This is a genomic window from Micromonospora sp. AB353, from assembly GCF_049538395.1.
In the GTDB taxonomy this organism is placed as follows: domain Bacteria; phylum Actinomycetota; class Actinomycetes; order Mycobacteriales; family Micromonosporaceae; genus Micromonospora; species Micromonospora aurantiaca.
On record NZ_JBMVFV010000072.1, the window covers coordinates 1 to 20659 of the forward strand.

The 20659-nt window shown below is 69.5% G+C and carries 15 protein-coding genes, 1 tRNA gene and 1 pseudogene; 13 read left to right on the forward strand and 4 right to left on the reverse strand.

Annotated elements, in window-relative coordinates:
* Nucleotides 1-18: 18 nt before the first annotated feature.
* The 3 genes from ACPCK6_RS23640 (at nucleotide 19) to ACPCK6_RS23650 (ending at nucleotide 8352) form a co-directional block, all read left to right on the forward strand.
* Nucleotides 19-6339, forward strand: coding sequence for a polymorphic toxin-type HINT domain-containing protein (locus ACPCK6_RS23640; protein ID WP_423482258.1), 6321 nt, complete (start codon nucleotides 19-21; stop codon nucleotides 6337-6339).
* Between the two features lie 8 nt (nucleotides 6340-6347).
* Complete coding sequence (locus tag ACPCK6_RS23645) at nucleotides 6348-7238, forward strand: hypothetical protein (protein ID WP_396880163.1); 891 nt, start codon at nucleotides 6348-6350, stop codon at nucleotides 7236-7238.
* Between the two features lie 598 nt (nucleotides 7239-7836).
* Nucleotides 7837-8352, forward strand: a complete 516-nt coding sequence (locus ACPCK6_RS23650; protein WP_423482259.1) for a hypothetical protein — start codon at nucleotides 7837-7839, stop codon at nucleotides 8350-8352.
* Between the two features lie 158 nt (nucleotides 8353-8510).
* Here ACPCK6_RS23650 and ACPCK6_RS23655 read toward each other — a convergent pair whose 3' ends face one another.
* Both ACPCK6_RS23655 and ACPCK6_RS23660 read right to left on the reverse strand, forming a co-directional pair.
* Nucleotides 8511-9020 (reverse strand): SRPBCC family protein, encoded by a 510-nt coding sequence (locus ACPCK6_RS23655; RefSeq protein ID WP_396880165.1) that lies wholly within the window; start codon nucleotides 9018-9020, stop codon nucleotides 8511-8513.
* Nucleotides 9010-9744, reverse strand: a complete 735-nt coding sequence (locus tag ACPCK6_RS23660) for a class I SAM-dependent methyltransferase (RefSeq protein WP_423482260.1) — start codon at nucleotides 9742-9744, stop codon at nucleotides 9010-9012. The genes ACPCK6_RS23655 and ACPCK6_RS23660 overlap by 11 nt, the downstream gene beginning before the upstream one ends.
* 77 nt (nucleotides 9745-9821) lie before the next feature.
* Between ACPCK6_RS23660 and ACPCK6_RS23665 the strand changes: the two genes are divergently transcribed.
* The 3 genes from ACPCK6_RS23665 (at nucleotide 9822) to ACPCK6_RS23675 (ending at nucleotide 14340) form a co-directional block, all read left to right on the forward strand.
* Nucleotides 9822-12890 (forward strand): VWD domain-containing protein, encoded by a 3069-nt coding sequence (locus ACPCK6_RS23665; RefSeq protein WP_423482261.1) that lies wholly within the window; start codon nucleotides 9822-9824, stop codon nucleotides 12888-12890.
* A 63-nt stretch (nucleotides 12891-12953) separates the two neighbouring features.
* Nucleotides 12954-13029 (forward strand) — tRNA-Lys (locus tag ACPCK6_RS23670).
* 636 nt (nucleotides 13030-13665) lie between these two features.
* Entirely contained in the window at nucleotides 13666-14340 is a 675-nt protein-coding gene (locus ACPCK6_RS23675) for a YdcF family protein (RefSeq protein ID WP_423482262.1), read from the forward strand.
* A gap of 6 nt (nucleotides 14341-14346) precedes the next feature.
* On the opposite strand, the gene ACPCK6_RS23680 is transcribed toward ACPCK6_RS23675, so the two are convergent.
* Complete coding sequence (locus ACPCK6_RS23680; RefSeq protein WP_423482263.1) at nucleotides 14347-15573, reverse strand: helix-turn-helix domain-containing protein; 1227 nt, start codon at nucleotides 15571-15573, stop codon at nucleotides 14347-14349.
* Between the two features lie 368 nt (nucleotides 15574-15941).
* On the opposite strand from ACPCK6_RS23680, the gene amcA (ACPCK6_RS23685) reads away from it, so the two are divergent.
* From amcA (ACPCK6_RS23685) to ACPCK6_RS23715, 7 genes and pseudogenes are all read left to right on the forward strand, one after another.
* Nucleotides 15942-16106 carry a multiple cyclophane-containing RiPP AmcA gene (amcA, locus tag ACPCK6_RS23685; protein ID WP_423482264.1) on the forward strand — a complete coding sequence of 55 codons (165 nt, stop codon included), beginning with the start codon at nucleotides 15942-15944 and terminating at the stop codon, nucleotides 16104-16106.
* Nucleotides 16103-16450: a hypothetical protein gene (locus ACPCK6_RS23690; RefSeq protein WP_423482265.1), complete on the forward strand. Its 348-nt coding sequence runs from the start codon at nucleotides 16103-16105 to the stop codon at nucleotides 16448-16450. Before amcA (ACPCK6_RS23685) ends, ACPCK6_RS23690 begins: the two co-directional genes overlap by 4 nt.
* Nucleotides 16447-17583: a cyclophane-forming radical SAM peptide maturase AmcB gene (gene amcB, locus ACPCK6_RS23695; protein WP_423482266.1), complete on the forward strand. Its 1137-nt coding sequence runs from the start codon at nucleotides 16447-16449 to the stop codon at nucleotides 17581-17583. Before ACPCK6_RS23690 ends, amcB begins: the two co-directional genes overlap by 4 nt.
* Complete coding sequence (gene amcA, locus ACPCK6_RS23700) at nucleotides 17580-17762, forward strand: multiple cyclophane-containing RiPP AmcA (protein WP_423482267.1); 183 nt, start codon at nucleotides 17580-17582, stop codon at nucleotides 17760-17762. Before amcB ends, amcA (ACPCK6_RS23700) begins: the two co-directional genes overlap by 4 nt.
* Nucleotides 17763-17824: 62 nt before the next feature.
* Nucleotides 17825-18487 (forward strand): pentapeptide repeat-containing protein, encoded by a 663-nt coding sequence (locus tag ACPCK6_RS23705; RefSeq protein WP_423482268.1) that lies wholly within the window; start codon nucleotides 17825-17827, stop codon nucleotides 18485-18487.
* A 15-nt stretch (nucleotides 18488-18502) separates the two neighbouring features.
* Nucleotides 18503-18667: pseudogene (locus ACPCK6_RS23710) on the forward strand (kinase); the annotation flags it as partial.
* A 44-nt stretch (nucleotides 18668-18711) separates the two neighbouring features.
* Entirely contained in the window at nucleotides 18712-19083 is a 372-nt protein-coding gene (locus ACPCK6_RS23715) for an MmyB family transcriptional regulator (RefSeq protein WP_423482269.1), read from the forward strand.
* Between the two features lie 55 nt (nucleotides 19084-19138).
* On the opposite strand, the gene ACPCK6_RS23720 is transcribed toward ACPCK6_RS23715, so the two are convergent.
* Complete coding sequence (locus ACPCK6_RS23720; RefSeq protein WP_423482270.1) at nucleotides 19139-20644, reverse strand: sigma-70 family RNA polymerase sigma factor; 1506 nt, start codon at nucleotides 20642-20644, stop codon at nucleotides 19139-19141.
* Nucleotides 20645-20659: the final 15 nt, after the last annotated feature.

Consider the following 20659-nt stretch of genomic DNA (forward strand, 5'->3'; position numbering starts at 1 on the left):
GGCAAGGTACGCATCGAGGTGCTCGACCGGAAGGCCTCGGAGAAGGCCAAGGTCGACGGCCCGATCGTCCGGCTCAACCGGGCCGACGGTCAGGCCGCCGCCGGGAACGTCCGTCTCGACCTCGGCTACGGCGGGGTCGCCGGTGCGTTCGGTGGCGACTTCGGCGCCCGGCTGCGGCTGGTCCGCCTGCCCGAGTGCGCGCTGACCACGCCGGAGAAGGCCCAGTGCGCCCCGGTTCCGCTGCCGACGACGAACGACAACGCCGCCGAGACGCTCTCCGCCGAGGCGGCCACCGGGGCGCTCTTCGCCATGACCGCCACCGACTCCTCCTCGCAGGGCGACTACGGCGCGACGAAGCTGTCCCCGTCGTCGAAGTGGTCGGTGGCCCCCTCCACGGGTGGCTTCTCCTGGAGCTATCCGCTGCGGAGCCCGCCGGTGCCGGGCGGCGGCGCGCCGCCGATCGCGCTTGCCTACTCGTCGCAGTCGGTCGACGGCCGGACCGCGACGACAAACAACCAGGGTTCGTGGATCGGTGAGGGCTTCAACTACGAGCCCGGGCACATCGAGCGCCGGTACAAGCCCTGCTCGGACGACGGGCACGACCAGTACGCCGACCAGTGCTGGGCGTACGACAACGCGACCATCCTGCTCAACGGCAAGTCGACGGAACTGGTCAAGACCGGTGACACCTGGCGGTTCGGGACCGACGACGGCTCGAAGGTCGAGCGGCTCACCGGCGCGGTGAACGGTGACAACGACGGCGAGTACTGGCGGGTCACCACCACCGACGGCACGCAGTACCACTTCGGCCTGAACCGGCTTCCCGGCTGGACCTCCGGCAAGGAGGAGACCGGCTCGGCCTGGACCGTGCCGATCTACGGCGACGACTCGGGCGAGCCCTGCTACAACGCGACGTTCACGTCGGCGTACTGCGACCAGGCGTGGCGTTGGAGCCTCGACTACGTCAAGGACCGCTACGGCAACGTCACCTCGTACTTCTACGAGAAGGAGATCAACTACTACGCCCGGGGCAAGAAGACCGACGTCAACGGTGTCCCGTACGTCCGGGGCGGCTGGCTCAAGCGGGTCGACTACGGCCAGCGGCACGAGGCCGTCTACTCGACCAACGCCCCCGCCCGGGTGCGCTTCGAGACCAAGGAACGGTGCCTGCCGTCCGGCAACGTCGACTGCGACCCGCAGGATCTGAACACCACCACCGCGCCCTACTGGCCGGACGTGCCGTTCGACCGGAACTGCGCCAAGGACACCAAGTGCAAGCTCGACCAGATCACCCCGACGTTCTGGACCCGGGCCCGGCTGACCGGCATCACCACCGAGATCCGCGAGGGCACCGGCTGGACGCCGGTGGACAACTGGAAGCTCGACCACCTGCTCACCGACAACGGTGACGGCTCGCGGACCCTCTGGCTCCACAAGATCACCCACACCGGTCTCTACGGGCCGGGCGCCGACATCGCCATGCCGTCGGTCGAACTGGGCGGTCTGCAACTGCCCAACCGGATCGACCGCGACGGCGACAACATCGCCCCGCTGGTCCGTTTCCGGCTGGCGACCGTGTGGACCGACGCCGGCGGTCAGATCGACGTCAACTACGCCACCCCGGACTGCACCAAGAGCACGCTGCCCACGCCGGGCAACAGCACCAGGCGCTGCTATCCGGTGAAGTGGAACCCGCTCGGCAGCGGCGACCCGATCACCGACTGGTTCCACAAGTACGTGGTCGAGCAGGTCGTCGAGACCGACCGCACCGGCGGGGCGCCGGACATGGTGACCCGCTACCAGTACCTGGACGGCGCGGCCTGGCGGCACGCCGACCCGGACGGCATCTCCGATCCGAAGGATCTGACCTGGAGCGACTGGCGCGGTTACGGCCGCGTGATCGTCACGGCCGGCGACGGCCAGGTCCAGACGACCAAGACGGAGTACCGCTACCTGCGCGGCATGCACGGCGACAAGGATCCGGACGGCGGCACGCGTACCGTCAGCGTCGCCGACTCGACCGGCGGGAGCCACACCGACCACAACGAGTTCTCCGGTCACCAGTTGGAGAGCGTGGTCTACGACGGCGCCGACGCGGTCAGCAAGAGCATCGCCGTCCCGTGGCGGCACAACACCGCGACGGAGACCCACAGCTGGGGCAGCAAGAAGGCCTGGTTCATCAACACCACCACCGCCCGGAGCCTGGTCGCCCTGGCCGCCGGAGGGTGGCGGGAGACGAAGCAGACCTCGACCTTCGAGACCAGCTTCGGCCGGGTGACCGAGACCGAGAACGAGGGTGACGTGGCGGTCACCGGCGACGAGGCATGCAGCCGGACCACGTACGCCGACAACGCGGCCGCCCACCTGTACAGCCTGGTGTCGCGGGTCGAGTCGGTGTCGGTGGCCTGCTCGGCCACCCCCGACCGCAGCAAGCAGGTCATCTCCGACACCCGGACGCTCTACGACGGCAAGGCGTTCGGCGTCGCGCCGACGCTGGGCAACCCGACCCGGACCGAGCGGCTCAAGAGCCACAACGGCACGACGGCCACCTACATCCGCGCCTCGGAGGGCACGTTCGACGCGTACGGCCGGCCCTTGACCGCCGTCGACGCGCTGGGCCGGGTCACGAAGACCGTGTACACGGACACCAACGGCCTGACCACCAAGGTCAAGGAGACCAACCCGCTGCAGTTCGTCACCACCACCGACTACGCCCCGGCGTGGGGTGTGCCGGTCGGCCAGGTGGACCAGAACGGCCTCAAGAGCGTCCTGGAGTACGACGCCCTGGGCCGGCTGGCGAAGGTCTGGATGCCGGACCGGACGGGCGCCAGCGGGCTGGAGCCGAGCATCCGCTACAGCTACCTGGTCCGCACCGACAAGCCGGTCGCCATCAAGACCGAGCGGCGGCAGAACGACGGCTCCTACAGCGTCGAGTACAAGCTGCACGACGGTCTGCTCCGGCCCCGCCAGGTGCAGTCGGAGGGCCCGGACGGCACCCGTACGGTCGCCGACACCTTCTACACCGGCACCGGTCAGCTGGCGAAGACGTACGCGACGTACACGGTGGCGGGCACGCCCACGGACGTGATCTACCCGGCCGTCAACGGTGACGTCAACGGCCAGACGCTGTACGTCTACGACGGCGCGGACCGGGTCACGGCGGAGATCTTCGCGGTCGCGGGCAACGAGAAGTGGCGCACCACGACCACCTACGGCGGCGACCGGGTTTCGGTCGACCCGCCGGCCGGCGGCACCCCGACGACCTCGATCACCAACGCCCTGGGCAAGACCACCGAACTGCGGCAGTACAAGGGCAGCGGTCCGACGGGCGACTTCGACAAGACCGAGTACACCTACACGCACGCCGGGCAGTTGAAGACGGTCAAGGACCCGGCCGGCAACGTCTGGTCCCACGAGTACGACCAGTTGGGCCGCAAGACGAAGTCGACCGACCCGGACGCCGGCACGTCGACGTCCGGCTACGACGACCTGGACCGGCTCACCAGCACCACGAACGCCCTCAACCAGACGATCAGCACGAAGTACGACGAGATCGGCCGCAAGATCGCCGTCTACAAGGGTGCCGCCGACACCGGGGAGCTGCTGAGCAGCTGGACGTACGACCTGGAGATGCTCGGTGAGCTCTCCTCGACGAGCCGCTGGATCGACGGGCACGAGTACGCCACGTACTTCTCGATCTACGACGAGTTCTACCGGCCGCACGCCACCTACTACTCCGTGCCCGAGCACGCCGGTGCCGAACTGGCCGGCTTCTACACCTTCGGCACGGAGTACAACCGGGACGGCAGCGTCCAGTCGCTGAGCATGTCGGACGGCGGTGGGCTGCCGTTCGAGACGGTCGCCTACACCTACGACGATCTCGAGCGACTGACCGCGGCGACCGGTGACGCCCCTTACCTGACCGACGTCGAGTACGCCGGCACCGGCGAGGTCCTGCAGACCGAGGCCCGGGTGGGCACCCGGAAGGTCTGGTCGACCTACGAGTACGAGCAGGGCTCCAAGCGGCTCACCCGGCAACGGCTGGACCGCGAGTCGGCCCCGGTCGTGGACATCGACGCCCGCTACACCTACGACCAGTCCGGCAACATCCTGCGGATCGCCAACAACCCGTCCGGGACGCAGGACACGCAGTGCTTCACGTACGACTACCTGCGCCGGATGGAGCGGGCCTGGACGTCGGCGAGCACCGCGACCGACCCGTGCGCCGGCGGGCCCTCGGTCACCGGGGTGGGCGGCGTGGCCCCGTACCACCACGCCTACACCTTCGACGTCACGGGCAACCGCAAGACCGAGGTCCAGTACGGGAGCAACGGCACTCCGCTCATCGAGCGCAGCTACACCTATCCCGCCGCGGGCCAGGCGCAGCCGCACACGCTGAGCCAGATGACGGAGAAGACTCCGCAGGGTGACCGGCTGTACTCGTACGAGTACGACGCGGCCGGCAACACGAAGAAGCGGACGAGGGCCGGTGAGGACCAGACCCTGGTCTGGGACGCCGAGGGCAACCTCGAGTCGGTCACCGAAGCCGGCAAGAAGACCAGCTTCCTCTATGACGTCGACGGCTCCCGGATGCTCCGCAAGGAGCCGGCTTCGACCACGCTCTACCTGCCGGGCATGGAGATCCGGCTGAACCACCAGACCCGGTCCACCGACGCCACCCGGTACTACTCGCTTCCGGGCGGGGCGAGCCTGGTCCGCAAGGTGGACGGCCTCCGGTACGTCGCGAACGATCACCACGGCACCGGCCAGGCAGTCGTGGACCAGAGCGGCGCTGTCACGCATCGGCGGATGACCCCGTACGGCGAGAACCGGGGAGCGTCGCCAGGTCAGTGGCCGACGGAGAAGGGCTTCGTCAACGGGAACATCGATTCCACGACAGGCCTGGTCAACATCGGCGCGCGGGAGTACGACACGATCACCGGCCGGTTCATCTCGGTCGACCCGATCATCGACGTCAACGACCCGCAGCAGATGAACGGGTACGCGTACGCCAACAACAACCCGATCTCGTTCTCCGACCCGGACGGCCTCAAGGCCTGTTCCGACGACGCCTGCGGGCCGGGCGCCGACTACGAGGACATGTACGGCAACTACCACAAGGTCAAGGGCCACAACGACGGGTGCGGTGGTTGTTCGGGCGCGTACGACCCGGACGAGCCCACGATCAACGTCCACAACAACCCGCGGGCATCAGCGGAGGAGCGGGCCGCGGCCGCGCGGGCGGCGGCGGAGAAGGAGAGGCAGCGGCGGATCGCCGCGGCCAAGGCGAAGATGCTCAACGCCGCCAAGGCCCTGGCGAAGATCCTGATGGACGAGTTGGGCATCACCGATGCCCTGGACTGCTTCCTCAAGGGCGACATGGGCGGCTGCCTGGCCACAGCAGTCAACGTCGCGGGTGCGGCGATCGGCGGTGCGCTGGGCAAGCTGGCCGTCAGATACGGCGCTCCATGGAAGTGGAAGAAACTCGCCAACCTGACCAGTCGCGTCAAGGGCCTGCTCGGCGATCTGGTCGGCAGCGCCAAGGCATTGATCAAGTGCAAGAACAGCTTCGTGCCCGGCACGTTGGTGGTGATGGCCGACGGATCGCGCAAGCCGATCGAGGACGTCAAGACCGGCGACATGGTGTTGGTGACCGATCCGGTGACCGGCAAGACGACGATCAAGCCGGTGGTGGCGACCATCATCGGTCAGGGCAGCAAGAACCTGGTCGAAGTCACCATCGATCCCGACGGTGACAGCGGCGACGCCACTGAGCGCGTGGTCGCCACCGACAACCACCCGTTCTGGGTACCCGGCTTGGACGAGTGGGTCGACGCCGCCGATCTGCGGGCCGGTCAGTGGCTGCGTACCTCGGCCGGCACCCACGTGCAGATCAGCGCGACCCGACAGTGGACGGAACCGGCGCGGGTCTACAACCTCACGGTCGACGACATCCACACGTACTATGTGCTCGCAGGCAACACCTCGGTGTTGGTGCACAATTGCGACTGGACGAGTGACGCCAACTTGTTCGAGCACTTCGACAAGCACGTGATGGGCGTGGATAAGCCTGGCGGCGTCGGTGACATGAGGGAGATCTTGGATAGGAACGATGGCGATGTCGACCTGGCTCTCGATGATTACGCCAGCTGCGCACAACGTTTTCTCTGTGATGCCGCCACCGCTGGCACGCAGCAGCAACGGCGAGATTCAGATGGCGCGCTCGTGCGGGTGAACACTAAAACGCGGGAACTCGGCGTTTTGGGCGACAACGGCATCGTGACCTACTTCAAGGCGGATAATCCAGAAGCCGAATTCCTCAAGGAGCTCAGGAAGTAGGAGGACTGTTGTTCATCGCGCCGGGAAGGCTGCTGGATTGTTGGAGGAGCTTTTCCTCCGAGTTGACAGGGCGAAGAGAGGCTCTGTCGCGTCTGGCGGCGCGCGATTGCATAGAATCTGTTATCCGGCTGCGTCACCCGTCTGTAGATCGATTTGCTGCGGCGGTGTACGTGGTCGATGAGAGGCAGCGCCGTGGGCTCAGGGATGCGTCAACCATCTCTTCCCGATGGTGGTGGTCCGCGGCTCCGCCTCCGCCGGTAGAAGCGCCAGATCTCGGTTCGGCCGCTGCAACCGCAACCGCAGCCGAGATCTGGCGGCAGGCGAGTGCTGCAGGTCTGGCCCCCTTCGACCACTTGACATTCAGTCTGAGCGGCGGGAGGGATGTCCTTGGACGGCTGCGCTTTCAGGTAGTTTCGGCTGAGCAGATGGTCGTCCGGCCGTGGATCGACTTCTTGCTTATTCCCGTCGAGCGGGCGTACTGCCGATTGATCGGCGCAGATCCGCCTGAACTCTTCACTGCCACTGTTAGCGTCGCAGTCGGCCGACTGCGAGACGTCGGCATCCATTTGCCCGGCCATGCGGGGCCTGAAGCTGTTGCTATATCGATCGCACGGCACATCGACTCTTTCGTCGACATTGTCTCCCATGTGACCCCCGATCTACTGATCAACGATCTGTTGCGGCAGCGGCGGTTCAGTGGGGGTAAGCACTTCGAATGGCGGCTTCCCTTGGCCTTGGTGAGCTACGGCAGAGGCCACGAAGCCCTGCAACTGATCGAGGAACTCATGCTGGGCTTCGCCCGCCAACCATATAGTCGGTCGTTCCATGAGCTGCAATGGCTGAGGCGAAGGCTGGCGGATTCGGAATCGACCTTCAACTGCCCTGAGTTGCAGGGTTGATGTCTCGGGCCAAAAGCTATCAATCGCGCATTCCGGGGCACCAGCCGCTCGGGCAACGAAAGAGGTGCAGCAGCGCCCGAAGAGCGGAGCGCAGGGACACGACCACCGCCAAGGTCGACAACATCGCGGGTGGCGGCGTCGGGTAGCCCACGTCGACGAAGTTCGCCACATCTCCGCCGGTCAGAGCCGGTCGGCGGCGACGGCGATGACGTGCACGTACACGCTGTGGTGCTGGCGCCTCCCGGAGAGCGTGGAGGCAGGTTGGCGACCGGTCGATCGGGGCAGGGGTGCCATCCAGGGCCGCGAAGGCAGCCGGCGGATCCGTTGCATGACGGCGGCCAGATTGTTCGCTACCGCCGCAAGGGTGGTTGTCGCTTCTGTACGTAGCGCCGCACGGCGGCGTCGCCGATCTCGAACTGGCCGGAGAGTCGGATGTGGGCGTCGCCCCTTGCGCCGGTGGGCGAGAGCCAGCAGCGCTGTGGACGTGGGCGACATTCGGAGCAGAACCTGGCCGGAAGTATGATGACGCGATATGGATGATCGGCAGCTGCCGATCGGTCTCAGTCCATGTTGATGCTTCGTTCGGCATGGTGCGGCCATGGAGACTGGGCTGATCGCAGTGTGGGAGAGCGAAAGGGGCTCGGCCGTGCCGGAGGGTCCAAGCGTGTTGGAAGTCCTGCCTGGGATCGGCCTTGATCGTGCCCGGTTCGGGGAGAGCCGTTCCAGTCACCGTGAGCGGCTCGGAAGCTACAAGGCCTTCGAGCGAGTGCCGGGCGCGGGGATGACGGACATCTATGCAGATGGAATGGTCATGCTGTCCTACGACGAGATGGACCGCCTCGTCTTCATAGAGATCGGAGGCGAAACGGCCGTATCGCTTGGTGGAACCCAATTAACCGGAAGGCCTCTCGCGGCTGTGCTGGAGGAGTTGACTCAGGGCGGCCTCACGGTTGATTTCGACGGCGACTCGTCGTACGCAATCTCGTCAACCGGAGTTGAACTCTTCACCAGCTCTCCGGATGACGTTGATGAACCGGCTGGGGGAGTTTCGATAGCGCGAACCGGGCGAGAACGAAGTGCGGAGTTGCGCGCACCGGTTGCTGGCAGATGCTGAGCAGGGTGCAGATGCGGTGCCCACGCCGATCCACCACAGCAATGGACCGATGACCGTCATCAGGGTAAGGAGAGCCACTGACCAGCCCGGCCATCGGCGTAGCGTAGGTCGAGAACCTCTGCCGGTCGTGAACGTATCCGGGGGTCTAGCCACGACGGTCAGCGAGCCGGCCCGTCGCCGGACTCGGCGAGCTGCTTGAGGTTCAGCAACTGCCGGCGGGCCATCACCAGGTCGCCGAGGCAGCCGCCGAGGGCGATCACCGGGTTCGTCCGCATCACCACCTTGAGCAGCAGGCGGGTGGTGTTCCCAGCGTCGGGCACCAGGACGTACGACAGAACCGCGCCCATGATCTCGCCGGTGAGGTGGTGTCCCGGCTCGACCGCGAGGATCCGGCCCCGACGCCGTCCGCCGGCAGTCGTGAACGCCTCGCCCACCACCGGCTCGGGAAGGTCCACCAACCGTTGCGGTGAGCGGCGGCCGAGGTTGTCGATCCAGTCGTACGAGTAGGGCGCGAGCCGGATCTGGGCGACCCACCGCCACACGGCGGAAGGTGGCGCGTCCACGCTCACCCCGCGCCAGGCCCGCAGGTTGGGCGCGGGAACGACGTCGTCGCACGGATACCGGCGACGTGTCTCGTCGTCGGAGACACCCCACCGGTCACCGAGCATCGGCCCGCCCCAGCACCAGCGTGGTTCGCAGGTCGAGCACGACGGTGCCGCCGAAGTCGTCGACCAGCCGGTCCAGCGCGGCGATCCCGCGTCGCTGCTGCTCCGGTGTGCGGGACAGGTACGGCCCGAACGTGCGCATCAGCGCCAGGTACCGCTCCTTGTCCAGCGGCAGCTCCCGCCGGAACACCTCGCGGCGTACGTCGTCGAACTGCCCGCTGTCGAGGATGTCCCGATGGAACCAGTCGACGGGCCGTTCCCGGACGGTCGGGTCGACGGATCGTAGTGCGGCCCGGACGGCGGCCTGCTGGGCGGCGTCGGCGTAGTCGTAGCGGTGCCCGAAGACGGCGAGGGTGCCGCCGGGCGCCAGGGCGCGCCGGGCCAGGGCGTTGCGGGTGGCCGGGTCCAGCCAGTGCCAGACCATCGCGCAGGCGAGCACGTCCACCCCGCCGGCGGGCGGCGACCATCGCTCGAACGTCGTCGCCTCGATGCGCGCTTCCGGGAACCGCCCGGCCAGCCGGGCCGCCATTCGCGCGTCGGGCTCCACGCAGGTCAGGGGCGCACCGAGGCGGGCCAGCACCTCGGTGCCCTTACCGGTGCCCGCGCCGACCTCGGCCACCGACGCCGGTGCGCCGCCGTGGTAGGTGAGTATCGACCCGGCGATCTCCGGCGGATATCCCGGCCGCGCGCGCTCGTACAGGTCGGCGACCGTGCCGAAGACATTCATCACCAGCAGGATACGGCTTCGACCGGTCCCCGACAGACCGCGCGGAAACCGGCCTACCCGCTTCTACAGTCCGCACCATGAGGTGGACCCTGCGGCTGGTGGCGGCGCTCGGCGTACTCGTGACCGCTCTGGCGACCGGGGCGGCGAGCGGCGCCGCGGCGCCCGCCGACGGCGGCCTCGGCCTGGCCCTGCGGCCCGGCCAGACCGACTACCGGGCCGGGGACCAGGTCCGCCTCGATCTCACCGTCACGAACACCACCGGGTCGGCGTGCGCGCTCGCCACCGGGCCCGTCGGCACCGTGCAGGTCACGGGGGTACGCCGGGACGGGCGCGACGTCGAGCCGACGCTGGCCCGCAGCTTCTTCGAGGACGGGATCGGCGCCGCCGCCACCGCCGGGCTCACCACTGTGGAGCCGGGAGCGACCGCTGCCGTGGGATTGACCGGGGTACGGCTGCGCGACGGCGAGGTCGTGCTCCGCTCGGTGGCCGCCACCCCGGACGGCGGTGGGCTGGACACGCTCTGGCCGGTCGGCGCACCCGGCCGGTACGAGGTGACCGCCGGCTACGTGACGCTGCCGGTCACCGGCGCGACGAACCCGTGCGCGGGCGCGAGCGCGCTGCGGACCGCCACGTTCACCGTGTCCGGCGACGGCGGTCCCGGACGGCGCTGGCTCTGGCTCGTCGGCGGGGGAGCACTCGCGCTGCTCGTCGTCGCGCTGGTCGTGCTGCTGCTGGTACGCCGACGACGCCGGCCGGCAGCCGCCGCCGTGGCCCTGGTGCTGCTGGTGGCCGTCGGCGCATACGTCGGCGGTGGTGCTCGGCCGGCGCGGGCCGACTACGGCGTCGACCCGAACGCCGGGGTGCCGGTCAGCGGCGTCGACTTCCAGGCGGCTGTCGACGGCTGCCTGGCCGGGTTCGCGCTACCCGGCGGTGACCCGTCCGGCCTGCTGCCCCGGCTGCGCGACAAGAAGAGTCCCCGGGTGCGGATCATCCCGACCACTGGTGGCTCCGGCGCGTTCGAGACGCCGGACAGCGCCGACGGCAAGGGTTCCTCGACCGTCACGTGGAATCCGACCTCCACCGACCCGTACGGCGACGGGGTGGCCCGCGACCCCTGCGCCGCGCTCTACCACGAGCTGAACCACGCCGACGACATCTCCCGCAACGCCGTGCCGCAGGGCGAGTGTGGCGGCACCGGCATCCGGACCGCCGAGGTGAAGGCGACGCTCGCGGAGAACCGCTACCGGGCGGCGAAGGGGTTGCCGCCGCGCACCGAGTACGACGGGAAGACGCTGCCGAAGAACCTCGACGAGTGCAAGAAGCCGGCCAAGAAGACACCGCCGCCGAAGGGCCCGGTGAAGCTTTGCGAGGACGGCGCCGACTGCGGCGGCAGCAACGGCGACCCGCACCTGGTCACGTTCGACCGGGTCGCCTACGACTTCCAGGCCGTCGGCGAGTTCACGCTGGTCGCGTCCACCGGCGGCGACCCGCTGGAGGTGCAGGTCCGGCAGACCCCGATGGCGGGCACGCGGACCGCCTCGGTCAACTCGGCTGTCGCGTTCCGGATCGGCGCGCACCGCGTCGCGCTCACCCTCACCGACGGCGGCACCCGCGTGCACGTCGACGGCGCGTCGCCGGCCGCGCTGCCGGACCGCACCGACCTGGCCGTCGGCGGCACCCTTACCCGCCGCCCGTCGGACACCGGCCCCGCCGACGGGTACGACGTGACGTGGCCGGACGGGTCCGCGGCGGCGGTGGACCAGATCGGCCGCTACGGCTACCGAATCCTGGTGCGGCTGGCCGACGGGAGGGCCGGGAAGGTACGCGGACTGCTCGGCGACTTCGACGGCGACCCGGCCGACGACATCGCGCCCGCCTCCGGGGCGGCACTGGCCCAGCCGGTGCCGTTCGCGAAGCTCTATCCCGCGTACGCGGACAGCTGGCGGATCACCAGGGACCGCTCGCTGCTGCACTACGACGACGGGCAGGACACCGGCACGTTCACCGACCGCGCGTTCCCGGAACGGGAGGTCACCGTCGGCGACCTCGACCCGGCCCGACGCGCGGCGGCCGAACAGGTCTGCCGCTGGGCCGGCGTGACCGCGCCCGCCCAGCTCACCGAATGCGTCTTCGACGTCGCGGTGAGCGGCCGACCCGAGTTCGCCGTCGCCGGCGCGAGCACCGAACAGGTCGCCCCACCGGCCGCCACCCCGATCACCGCCGTACCCGTCGCCACCGCCACGCTCACCCCCGGCGGGGAGCCGCTGACGTTCGCCGCCCGCGCCGGGGACGCCGTCTTCGTCGACGCCACCGCGCCGGGCATCGGGGACCGCTGCTCTCCGTACGTGCTCACCGAACCGGGCGGACGGGAGATCGCCAGCGGCTGCAACATCAAGGGCGCCGGATACGTCGACCGCGTCGACCTCACCGCCACCGGCACGTACGCGCTGCGGGTCGTCGCCGCGCCAGGCGACACCGGCCGCGCGGCCGTGCGGGTGTACGCGGCCCGGGACAGCGACGGGACACTGCAACCGAACGGCCCGGCGGTCACCGCGACAGTCGCACAACCCGGCGCGCGGGCGCGTTACCGGTTCAGCGGGCGCGCGGCTGAGCGCGTCTACGTGGAGGTGCCCACGAGCAGCCTCACCGACCAGTGCTCCCCGCTGGAACTGCGGGACGCGGAGGGGCGGCTGCTGCGCAGCGGCTGCGTGATCAACGGCACCGGTGAGATCGACGGCACGCTGCTGCCCGCCGACGGGACGTACACGGTGGTGGTCGACCCCACCGAACGCGGCACCGGCACGACCACGCTGCGGGTGGTCACCAGCCGGGACCGGGAGGCGACGATCGCACTCGGCGGGCCACCTGTCGTCGCCGTGGTGGACCGGCCCGGCGCGATCACCGGCTACCGGTTCACCGCCGTCGCCGGCACGTCGGTGACGGTGAGCGCGACCGCCTCCGACCTGCCGGACCAGTGCGGCGTGCTGGCGCTGCGCGCGCCCGACGGGAGCACAGTCACCACCGGCTGTGTGATCAACGGGGCCGGTGAACTCGGGCCGGCGGTGCTGCCGGCGTCCGGGGCGTACACCCTGGTGGTGGACCCGTCCGGGGCCGCGACCGGGCAGGTCACGCTGGCGGTGCGGTGAGGCCGACCCTGGATTTCGGGGGTGGCCGGCGGGCATGCTAACGTCTCGTCCCGTTGTCAGCGAGCGCCGCTAGCTCAACTGGCAGAGCAGCGGACTCTTAATCCGCGGGTTCGGGGTTCGAGTCCCTGGCGGCGCACCAACGATCAAGGCTCTGACCTGGTGGTCCACACCGGGTCGGGGCCTTTTCCGTGTCTGCATGTCGACGGTGGTGGCTCGGTGGGTGCTCGGGAGCCGATGGACCGCGTTGGTGCCAGTAGGACGCGGCAGGGTGTTCCGGGACGCCGGTTGGTGGCGGCCGGGTGCGCCGTGTGGTCGGGTTGCCGGGTCACGGCTGTCGGTGGTTCCTGGATCAGCTCGGTGGGCGGAGGCCAGTGATCATGGAAAACGTCTCACAAACCCCGTTTTGAGTGTCGACGGCTCCAGGCGCCCCTCCAGGTCTCCCCACTGAACTTCCCTTCTGCGCCGGAGAAGGGAAGTCGATCTTCGTACCCCGACTGAAGCGCTCATCTAGCCGCAGATCGCGCGGCTCGCTTTGTGCTCGGTACGGCCGCCCGCGAGGCGGCGAGATGGCGTTTGTGGGTTCAGGTAAGCGAGTTGGCGCCGACGTAGGGCGCGGCTGCCGATGGCGCTGATGGTGTCGGCCCTGCCTGAATGTCCCGCGGTGGACAGAAGGGCGGTAGCTGATCTGGAGCGGCCCCGGCCTGCCCTACGCTGACGCCATGAGGGAACGGGACGTGAATCAAACTCCAGCGCTTGCCCTACCCGGCGGGTGCTGATGGATCGGCAGACCGCGGTGCCGACTCACGTGCTCCCAGACGAGATCCGGGCTGACGTGGAGACGCTGTGGCGATACCACGACATGCACCACGAGCTGCGCCCGTGCGACGTGGGCATCGGGCTGGGCAGCCATGACCTCGGCGTTGCGGTGATCGCAACGCGGCTGTTTCGAGCAGACCTATTCCCATGGATCGTTTTCACCGGGGCGAACGCGCCGACAACGATCGAGCGGTTCCCTGACGGCGAGGCGGTGCACTATCGCGAGTATGCGGTTGAGCACGGTGTGCCGGCGGAGTCCGTTCTCGTGGAGCCGCGTGCCACGAACACCGCCGAGAACCTCGAGTTCTCCCGCGCACTTCTGGCCGAACGAGAGATTCCCGTGCGGTCGGTGCTGATCATGTCGCGTCCGTACCAGCAGCGTCGGGCCTACGCGACGTGCAGGCTCATGTGGCCGGAGGTCGAGGTGGTGTGCGCGTCGAACCCGCTCGATCTGGACGACTATGTGAGCAGCATCGGTGACCCGCGGCGGGTGGTGGACATGTTGGTAGGCGACACGCAGCGGATCGAGGTGTACGCGGAGCGCGGGTTCGCTGTCCCGCAGGAGATGCCGGACGAGGTACGGGCGGCCTTCGCGCGCTTGGTGGCGGCTGGCTACACGAGCCGGCTGATCTGAGCCCAGCTACCAGCGCGGCCCTCCCGACCGGACGCCCATCCGGTCGCTGAGTTCGACGGCCAGTCGTGGTGGCCGGGGGCGGGTGAGGATATCCCGGACGAGGTCGCGGGAGAGCCGGTGGTAACGCACCTGGTCGGGGCCGATGACCTCGGCGTCCAGGAGTGCGGCGAGCGCGTCGTCGATGCGGTTCCACCGCGCGAGGGCTCGGGCGGTTTCGATGGCGTGCCGAACCTGCCGCTCGACGGGCACGGCGCTGGTGTCGAGTGGGGCGCCGATGGCGATGGCGCGTTGCACGTCGCCCAGTTCCATCGCCACGGTCGTCTTGTGGATCGACACGTTGGTCGGCCCGAACGCGGTCCACACGTGGTTGCCATCGGCGCCGAGCCGCTGCGCGGCGGCATCGGCCTCGGTGATGTGGGTGTCGGCCGAGGCGCGGTCGTCGTCTCGGGCGGCGGCCAGGGCGCAGACGAGGTGCAGGCTGCCGTAGACCGACAGCAGCTGCGGAGTCGGCTTGGCGAGCCGTGGTTCCAGGAACTGCGCCGCCGTTGCGGCGAGGCCGCGGGCTTGGGCGTACTCACCGATGGACGCCAGTGAGTGCGCGGCGGAGCGGCTGAGTGAGCCGATGACGACGTGGTCGTGGCTGGCGTTGGCGGCGGCCAGACCTCGGCTGGCGGCGGTCCACGCGAGGTCACCTTCGCCCAGCTTGGTGAGGAATAACGCGGCGAGCTGGTGGGCGTAGGCGGTCATCGCGTGCGCGCGCTGGCCGTCGTCTCCGTCGTACGCCTCGGTGGCGGTGAGGCAGTCGTGGATGAGGTAGGGCAGTCGGCGGGCGAGGGTGCCGTACCGGGAGTGCTGGTAGGCGGTCCAGATCTCGGCGACGTCGTTCTCGATCTCGCGCAGGGCGGGGGCCTCGACGTCCCCCGTGCTGGCAAGCGCCGGCGCGAGGTGGCGATAGTCGTGAAGCGCGGCACGCAAGGCCGGGATGGTTTCGCGCCCTGAGTCGTCCGACCACTCGAACAGGCTCGGTGCACCGATCAGGTCGCCAAGGGACACGTCGAGGGCCTTGGCGATCGCGCGGATGACCGACAGTCGATCCAGGTCAGCCCGATTCGTTTCGACCTTGCGTAACCACTCCTGCGTCTTGCCGACCAGACCGGCCAGCACCTCCTGGGAGAGCCCTCGCCGACGCCGGTAGAAGGCGACGCGCTGGCCGATCGTCATGTCGTCCGTCATCCCTCGCACACCATCACCCTGCCCGCTGAAGGCCGCCGGACCCGGTACGGATTTTCCCGGTCCTCCGTACCGGCCGCCCCTACGTTCAGTTCACCCCGGATCACCGGCGCGTGTCGATGCCGGTGTCGGGATGACTGACAGGGAGCTGCGGATGGAGGGATCGATGAGCGGCGCACCACACCACGGCTGGGGCCGCCGGTTCGACCTGTCCGGGAGCGAACTGTCTCGGCGCTTTCCCCGCCTGCGTACCGCCATGAGGGCTGCGCGGGTGGGTGATCGGCGGTCTGCTCCCAGCCGCCGTGGTGCGGCGGCGGGCTCGCCATTCCCCGGCGAGCCCGCCGCTCATCGTCCCCGGTGGGGGTGGCGGCATGACGGTGTGCGTCTCGCGTAACGCCGTGGCCGGCCGGTCCCGGTGCCCCGAGAGCAGGTGGACGGCCTCGCCGGGGCAGGTGTGGCCCGCTGACCCGCCGCTGCTCACCTTTGTATGGCGTCGGCTGTTCGAGCAGCAGGCCCGCGAGGGCGGTCGCCGGTGACCGGCCAGCAGCGCCGTCTCGCGGCGAACCGGCCCACGCCAACCGAGGTGGAGCATCTGCCGATGCGCCCGCTGTGGCTGTGCCGCCGGTGCGGGCAGCCGTGGCCCTGCGGAGCGGCGAAGCTCGCGCTCCTGGCCGAGTATCGAGAAGTGCCGGTGAGCCTGTACCTCTACCTGGCCGGCTGCCTGCACGACGCGATCGACGACCTGCACCGGCTGAACCCGAGCGTCACGGGCAGCGCCGCCGACATGTTCGACCGGTTCCTCGGCTGGCCCGCCCGCCACACCCATGCCTACTGCGTCAGCACCACCACGGACTTCAGCACCGAGCAGGGCTCCTCGTGAACGGCATCGGCCGCATCAACGCCACCGGCCAGCCGGCGATCGCCGACGGCTTCCACACCCTGGTCGTGCAGCCGACGAGCTTCTGCAACCTCGACTGCACCTACTGCTACCTGCCCGACCGGAGATCCCTACGCCTGATGAGCGGCGCGATCGCGCGGGCCTGTGCCGAGTCGATCGCCCACCAGAACAGCGGTCATCCGGTGAGTGTCGTGTGGCACGGGGGCGAACCCACCGCCACACCCATCGGGCGGTTCCGGGAACTACTTTCCCCGTTCGAGGAGCTGCGGCGCGCGGGGCTGGTGCGTCACGAGATCCAGACGAACGCGACGCTGATCAACCGCCAGTGGTGCAAGCTGTTCACCACCTACGGGTTCGAGGTCGGGGTCAGCATCGACGGACCGCGCGCGTTGAACCGTAACCGCCTCGACCGGGCCGGCAACCCGACGGACGCCCGTACCCTGCGCGGCATGCAGACCCTGGCCGACGCAGGGGTGCCGTACTCGGTGATCTGTGTGGTCACCCCGGAAACCATCGACCACGCGGAAGCCCTCGTCGACTTCTTCACCGGCCTGCCCGGCTGTCAGTCGGTCGGCTTCAACATCGAAGAGCAGGAGGTCGCCGACCGGGCGCCGGTGTCGGAGGATGCCGCGTACCGGTTCTGGCAGCACCTCATCGCACGTCGCGTCGGCGGCAGCCCGCTGCGGATCCGCGACGTGGACCGGCTCGCCGACTACCTTGCCGCCACCCGCGCTGGTCACGTCGACCACGCGCCGTACGAGCCGATCCCGACCGTCTCCTGGGACGGGCAGGTGGTGCTGCTGTCACCGGAGCTGCTCGGCATCACCGAGCCGCGATACGGCGACTTCATCGCCGGCAACGTCCTCCATCAGCCGATAACCGCCATGCTCGCCCGTGCCGCCGACCTGGACTACGTCGCCGAGTTCGTCACTGCCCTCAACGGCTGCGCCGACCACTGCGCCTTCTACGACTTCTGCCGTGGCGCCCAGGCCGGCAACCGCTACTTCGAGCACGCGACATTCACCGCCCGGGAAACGAACCACTGCCGGACCACCCGACAGGCCCTCGTCCGCGCCGCCGCAGAGCACTTCACCCCTCAAGGAGGAGCCCCATGACCAACGCCCTCGCGACCCTCGTCAACGCCGCACCCGAGCAACTCGCCCGCCTCGGCGTCGACCCGGAACGATCGGTAGCGTCAATCGATGCGGCGAAGTTCGACAACCGCCCCACCTGGGACAACAAGGGTAAGTTCGACAGCCGACCCGGATGGGACAACTGGAACAAGAAGAAGTAATACCCCACCACGGGACGCGCGGGGTGGCGTGCCCACCCCGCGCCCACACAGGTTGAGGACACATGCGCACCACCACGATCGGCGACGTGAAGATCCTGCTGCCGGACCTCGAACCAGACGACCTCGACACCGCCACGGACCTGGCCGGCAGCCTCACCGAGGCCCTCGTCGAGGGTGCCGCGCGGCACGGCTCGCACCTCGAGGACATCAGCATCCGCAGCAGCCTGATCACCGGCGTGAACCTGAGCGAGAGCACCTGGGAAGCCGGCAGCCTTAACGGCTGCGAGATCACCCGCACCGACTTCTCCGGCGCGACCCTGACCGGCATCACCATCGAACGCTGCGCGATCACCGGCTCCCGGTTCACCGGCACCAGACTCACCGACGTACGCCTCAAGGACGTCCTGTTCGACGGCTGCCGCTTCGACTACGCCACCCTCCAGCGCGTCACCGCCGCCGGCTCGGTCGCGTTCACCGACTGCGCTCTCACAAACGGCGCGTGGTCTTCCTGCCGGCTACCGCGTATCGCGCTGCGGTCATGTGACCTTGCCGGTCTGGAACTGGATTCCTGCCTCCTCGACGGGGCCGACCTGCGGGGCAGCCGCATCCACGGTCTCAAGGCGCCGCTGGACAACCTGCGCGGTGTCACGCTCGGCGAGGACCAACTTCCTGACCTCACCCAACTGACCATCACCGCCCTCGATCTCACCGTGCGCGACGAGTGAATCCGAGGAGGGATCGTGCTCGTTGAACCCACCGGCAGCCCGGACACGATCCTCGTCTGCATCCGGGGCGACTCCGGCTCGGGCAAGAGCAGCATCGCCCGCGAGCTGCGACGCCGGCACGGCCGGGATTGCGCCCTGGTCGAGCAGGACTACCTACGCCGCATCCTGCTGCGCGAACGCTCACCGCAGGTGCCGAGCCCCACCTCCTCACTCCACCGATCAACGTGCTGCGGCTCAGCCTGCACCCTGACGGCATGGCCCGGCGAATCCTCAACCTGCCTGAGTGGCGCGCCCACCTGCTCCACCGGCTGCGCCGGCAGGCCGTGACAACCAACGACCCGGTCTTGTACGAACTGCACGAGGAGCTTCGCGGCTATCCCGGCGGCAGCGGCCATGGGGCACCGATCAGCGACGCCGTTTCGCGCGTGGTCATCCCGCTCCGGTACCGCCACAACGACTGGGAGTTGTCCCTGTTCAGCACCACCACCCTCGTCGGCGCGCCGCAGGATGTCACAGTCGCCGGGCTGGCCGTCGAGGCCTTCTTCCCTGCCGACCCGGCGACCACCGAAACGCTCTGCGCCCTCGCCAAGGCATGAGCCGGCATGGGCAGTTGACACTTCAACATCACTTCCGCCGAGCCTAGCGACCGCCTCAGTAGTCGATGTTGATGGCGGCGACCTGGCGGCTGCCGTTGAAGACGATCGCCGGGCCGGCGAAGCGGGAACTGGCGTACGTGAGCGCCGTCTTGTGCCCCGGACTGTTGAACCACGCCTCGATCATCTGCTCGGGCGAGGAGTTGCCGGACGACGCGAACAGCACCTCGTGCCCGCAGTGCTGCAGCCCGCTGCCGGCGTCCAGGTTCTGCCGTACGCAGGCCTCCGCGTCGCGGTGCTGGGCCGCGCCGAGCTTGACCTCGGTCAGCCCGAGCGCGCGACGCCGTTCGTTGAGCAGCACCAGCAGCCGCCGTTCGGCGGCTGAGACACCCGTCGACGTGCCGGCGGACCGGGACGGCGACGGGGTCGGCTTCGGTGACGGCTTCACCGACCTGGCGGGGCTCGGGCGCGCGGTGGTGGGGGACGGCTTCACCTCGGTCGCCGAGGGCTCCGCCGCGGTCGGGGCGGCGGTCGTGAGCGACGGTGTGGCGGTCGCGGCCGGGGGCTGCGCGGCTGCCGCGCTCGCCGGCTGCCGGCCCGGCTCCTCCGGGTAGTTGGCGAGGACGAGCCCGCCCCCGCCGAGCACGGCGACGGCGGCGACCACGCCGATCAGGGTCTTGGACAGGGAGAGCGTCGACCGCGCCCCGGCGGTCACGACCTGCGCGCCGGGCGGGACGGCGTGCGACGGCGAGGCGACGGTACGCAGGTGGTGCGTGACGTCCGAGGCTAGCTCGGCCGGGACCGGGGTGAGTGCCAGGCCGGCCAGCAGCCGCTCGGCGGGGACCAGGTCGTTCGTCGCGTCCGGGCAGTGCGGGCAGTCCCGGACGTGCCGGGCGAACCGCTTGCGCCACACCGGCGCCGGTCGGCGGTCCCAGCCACCGGCCGTGTCGGCCAGGGCGGCGCAACCGGGCCGCGCGGTGAGGGCCCGTACGACCAGCCGGGCGGTGTCCAGCTGCGCCTTCATCCGGGACACGCGCACTGTCACGTGGTGCGGGGCCAGCTTCAGGGCATCGACCAGGTCGGCGCGGCTGAGGTGACCGGCCTCGACCAGCCACCACAGGGACAGCAGGTGGCGGTGGTCGTCGTCCAGCCAGCGCGTGGCCAGGACGACCTCCCGGCGCTGGTCGGCGAGGCGGAGCTGGGTCAGGGTCAGATCCTCGAAGTCCGCGCGCGGGTCGATCACGTTGTCGATGTCCTCCGGCGGCGCGGGTGTGGTGTGCCGGCGCTGCGTGTGGGTGCGGATCTCGTTCATGGTGACGGCGACCAGCCACGAGCGGAAAAGCTGCGGCTCGCGTACGCCCGGCAGCCCGCGGACCACGCTCAGCATCGTGTTCTGCACCACGTCGTCGACGTCCGCCGACCGGTTCAGTGCCCGGCCCACGATGTTGTAGACCAGCGGCAGACAGTGCGAGACCAGCTCGTCCATCGCCGCCCGGTCGCCGCGGCGTGCCGCGTCCACCACCGCCGGCATGCCGGCCCTGCTCGGGTACGCGGGATAGGACACGCTCACCACCTCGCC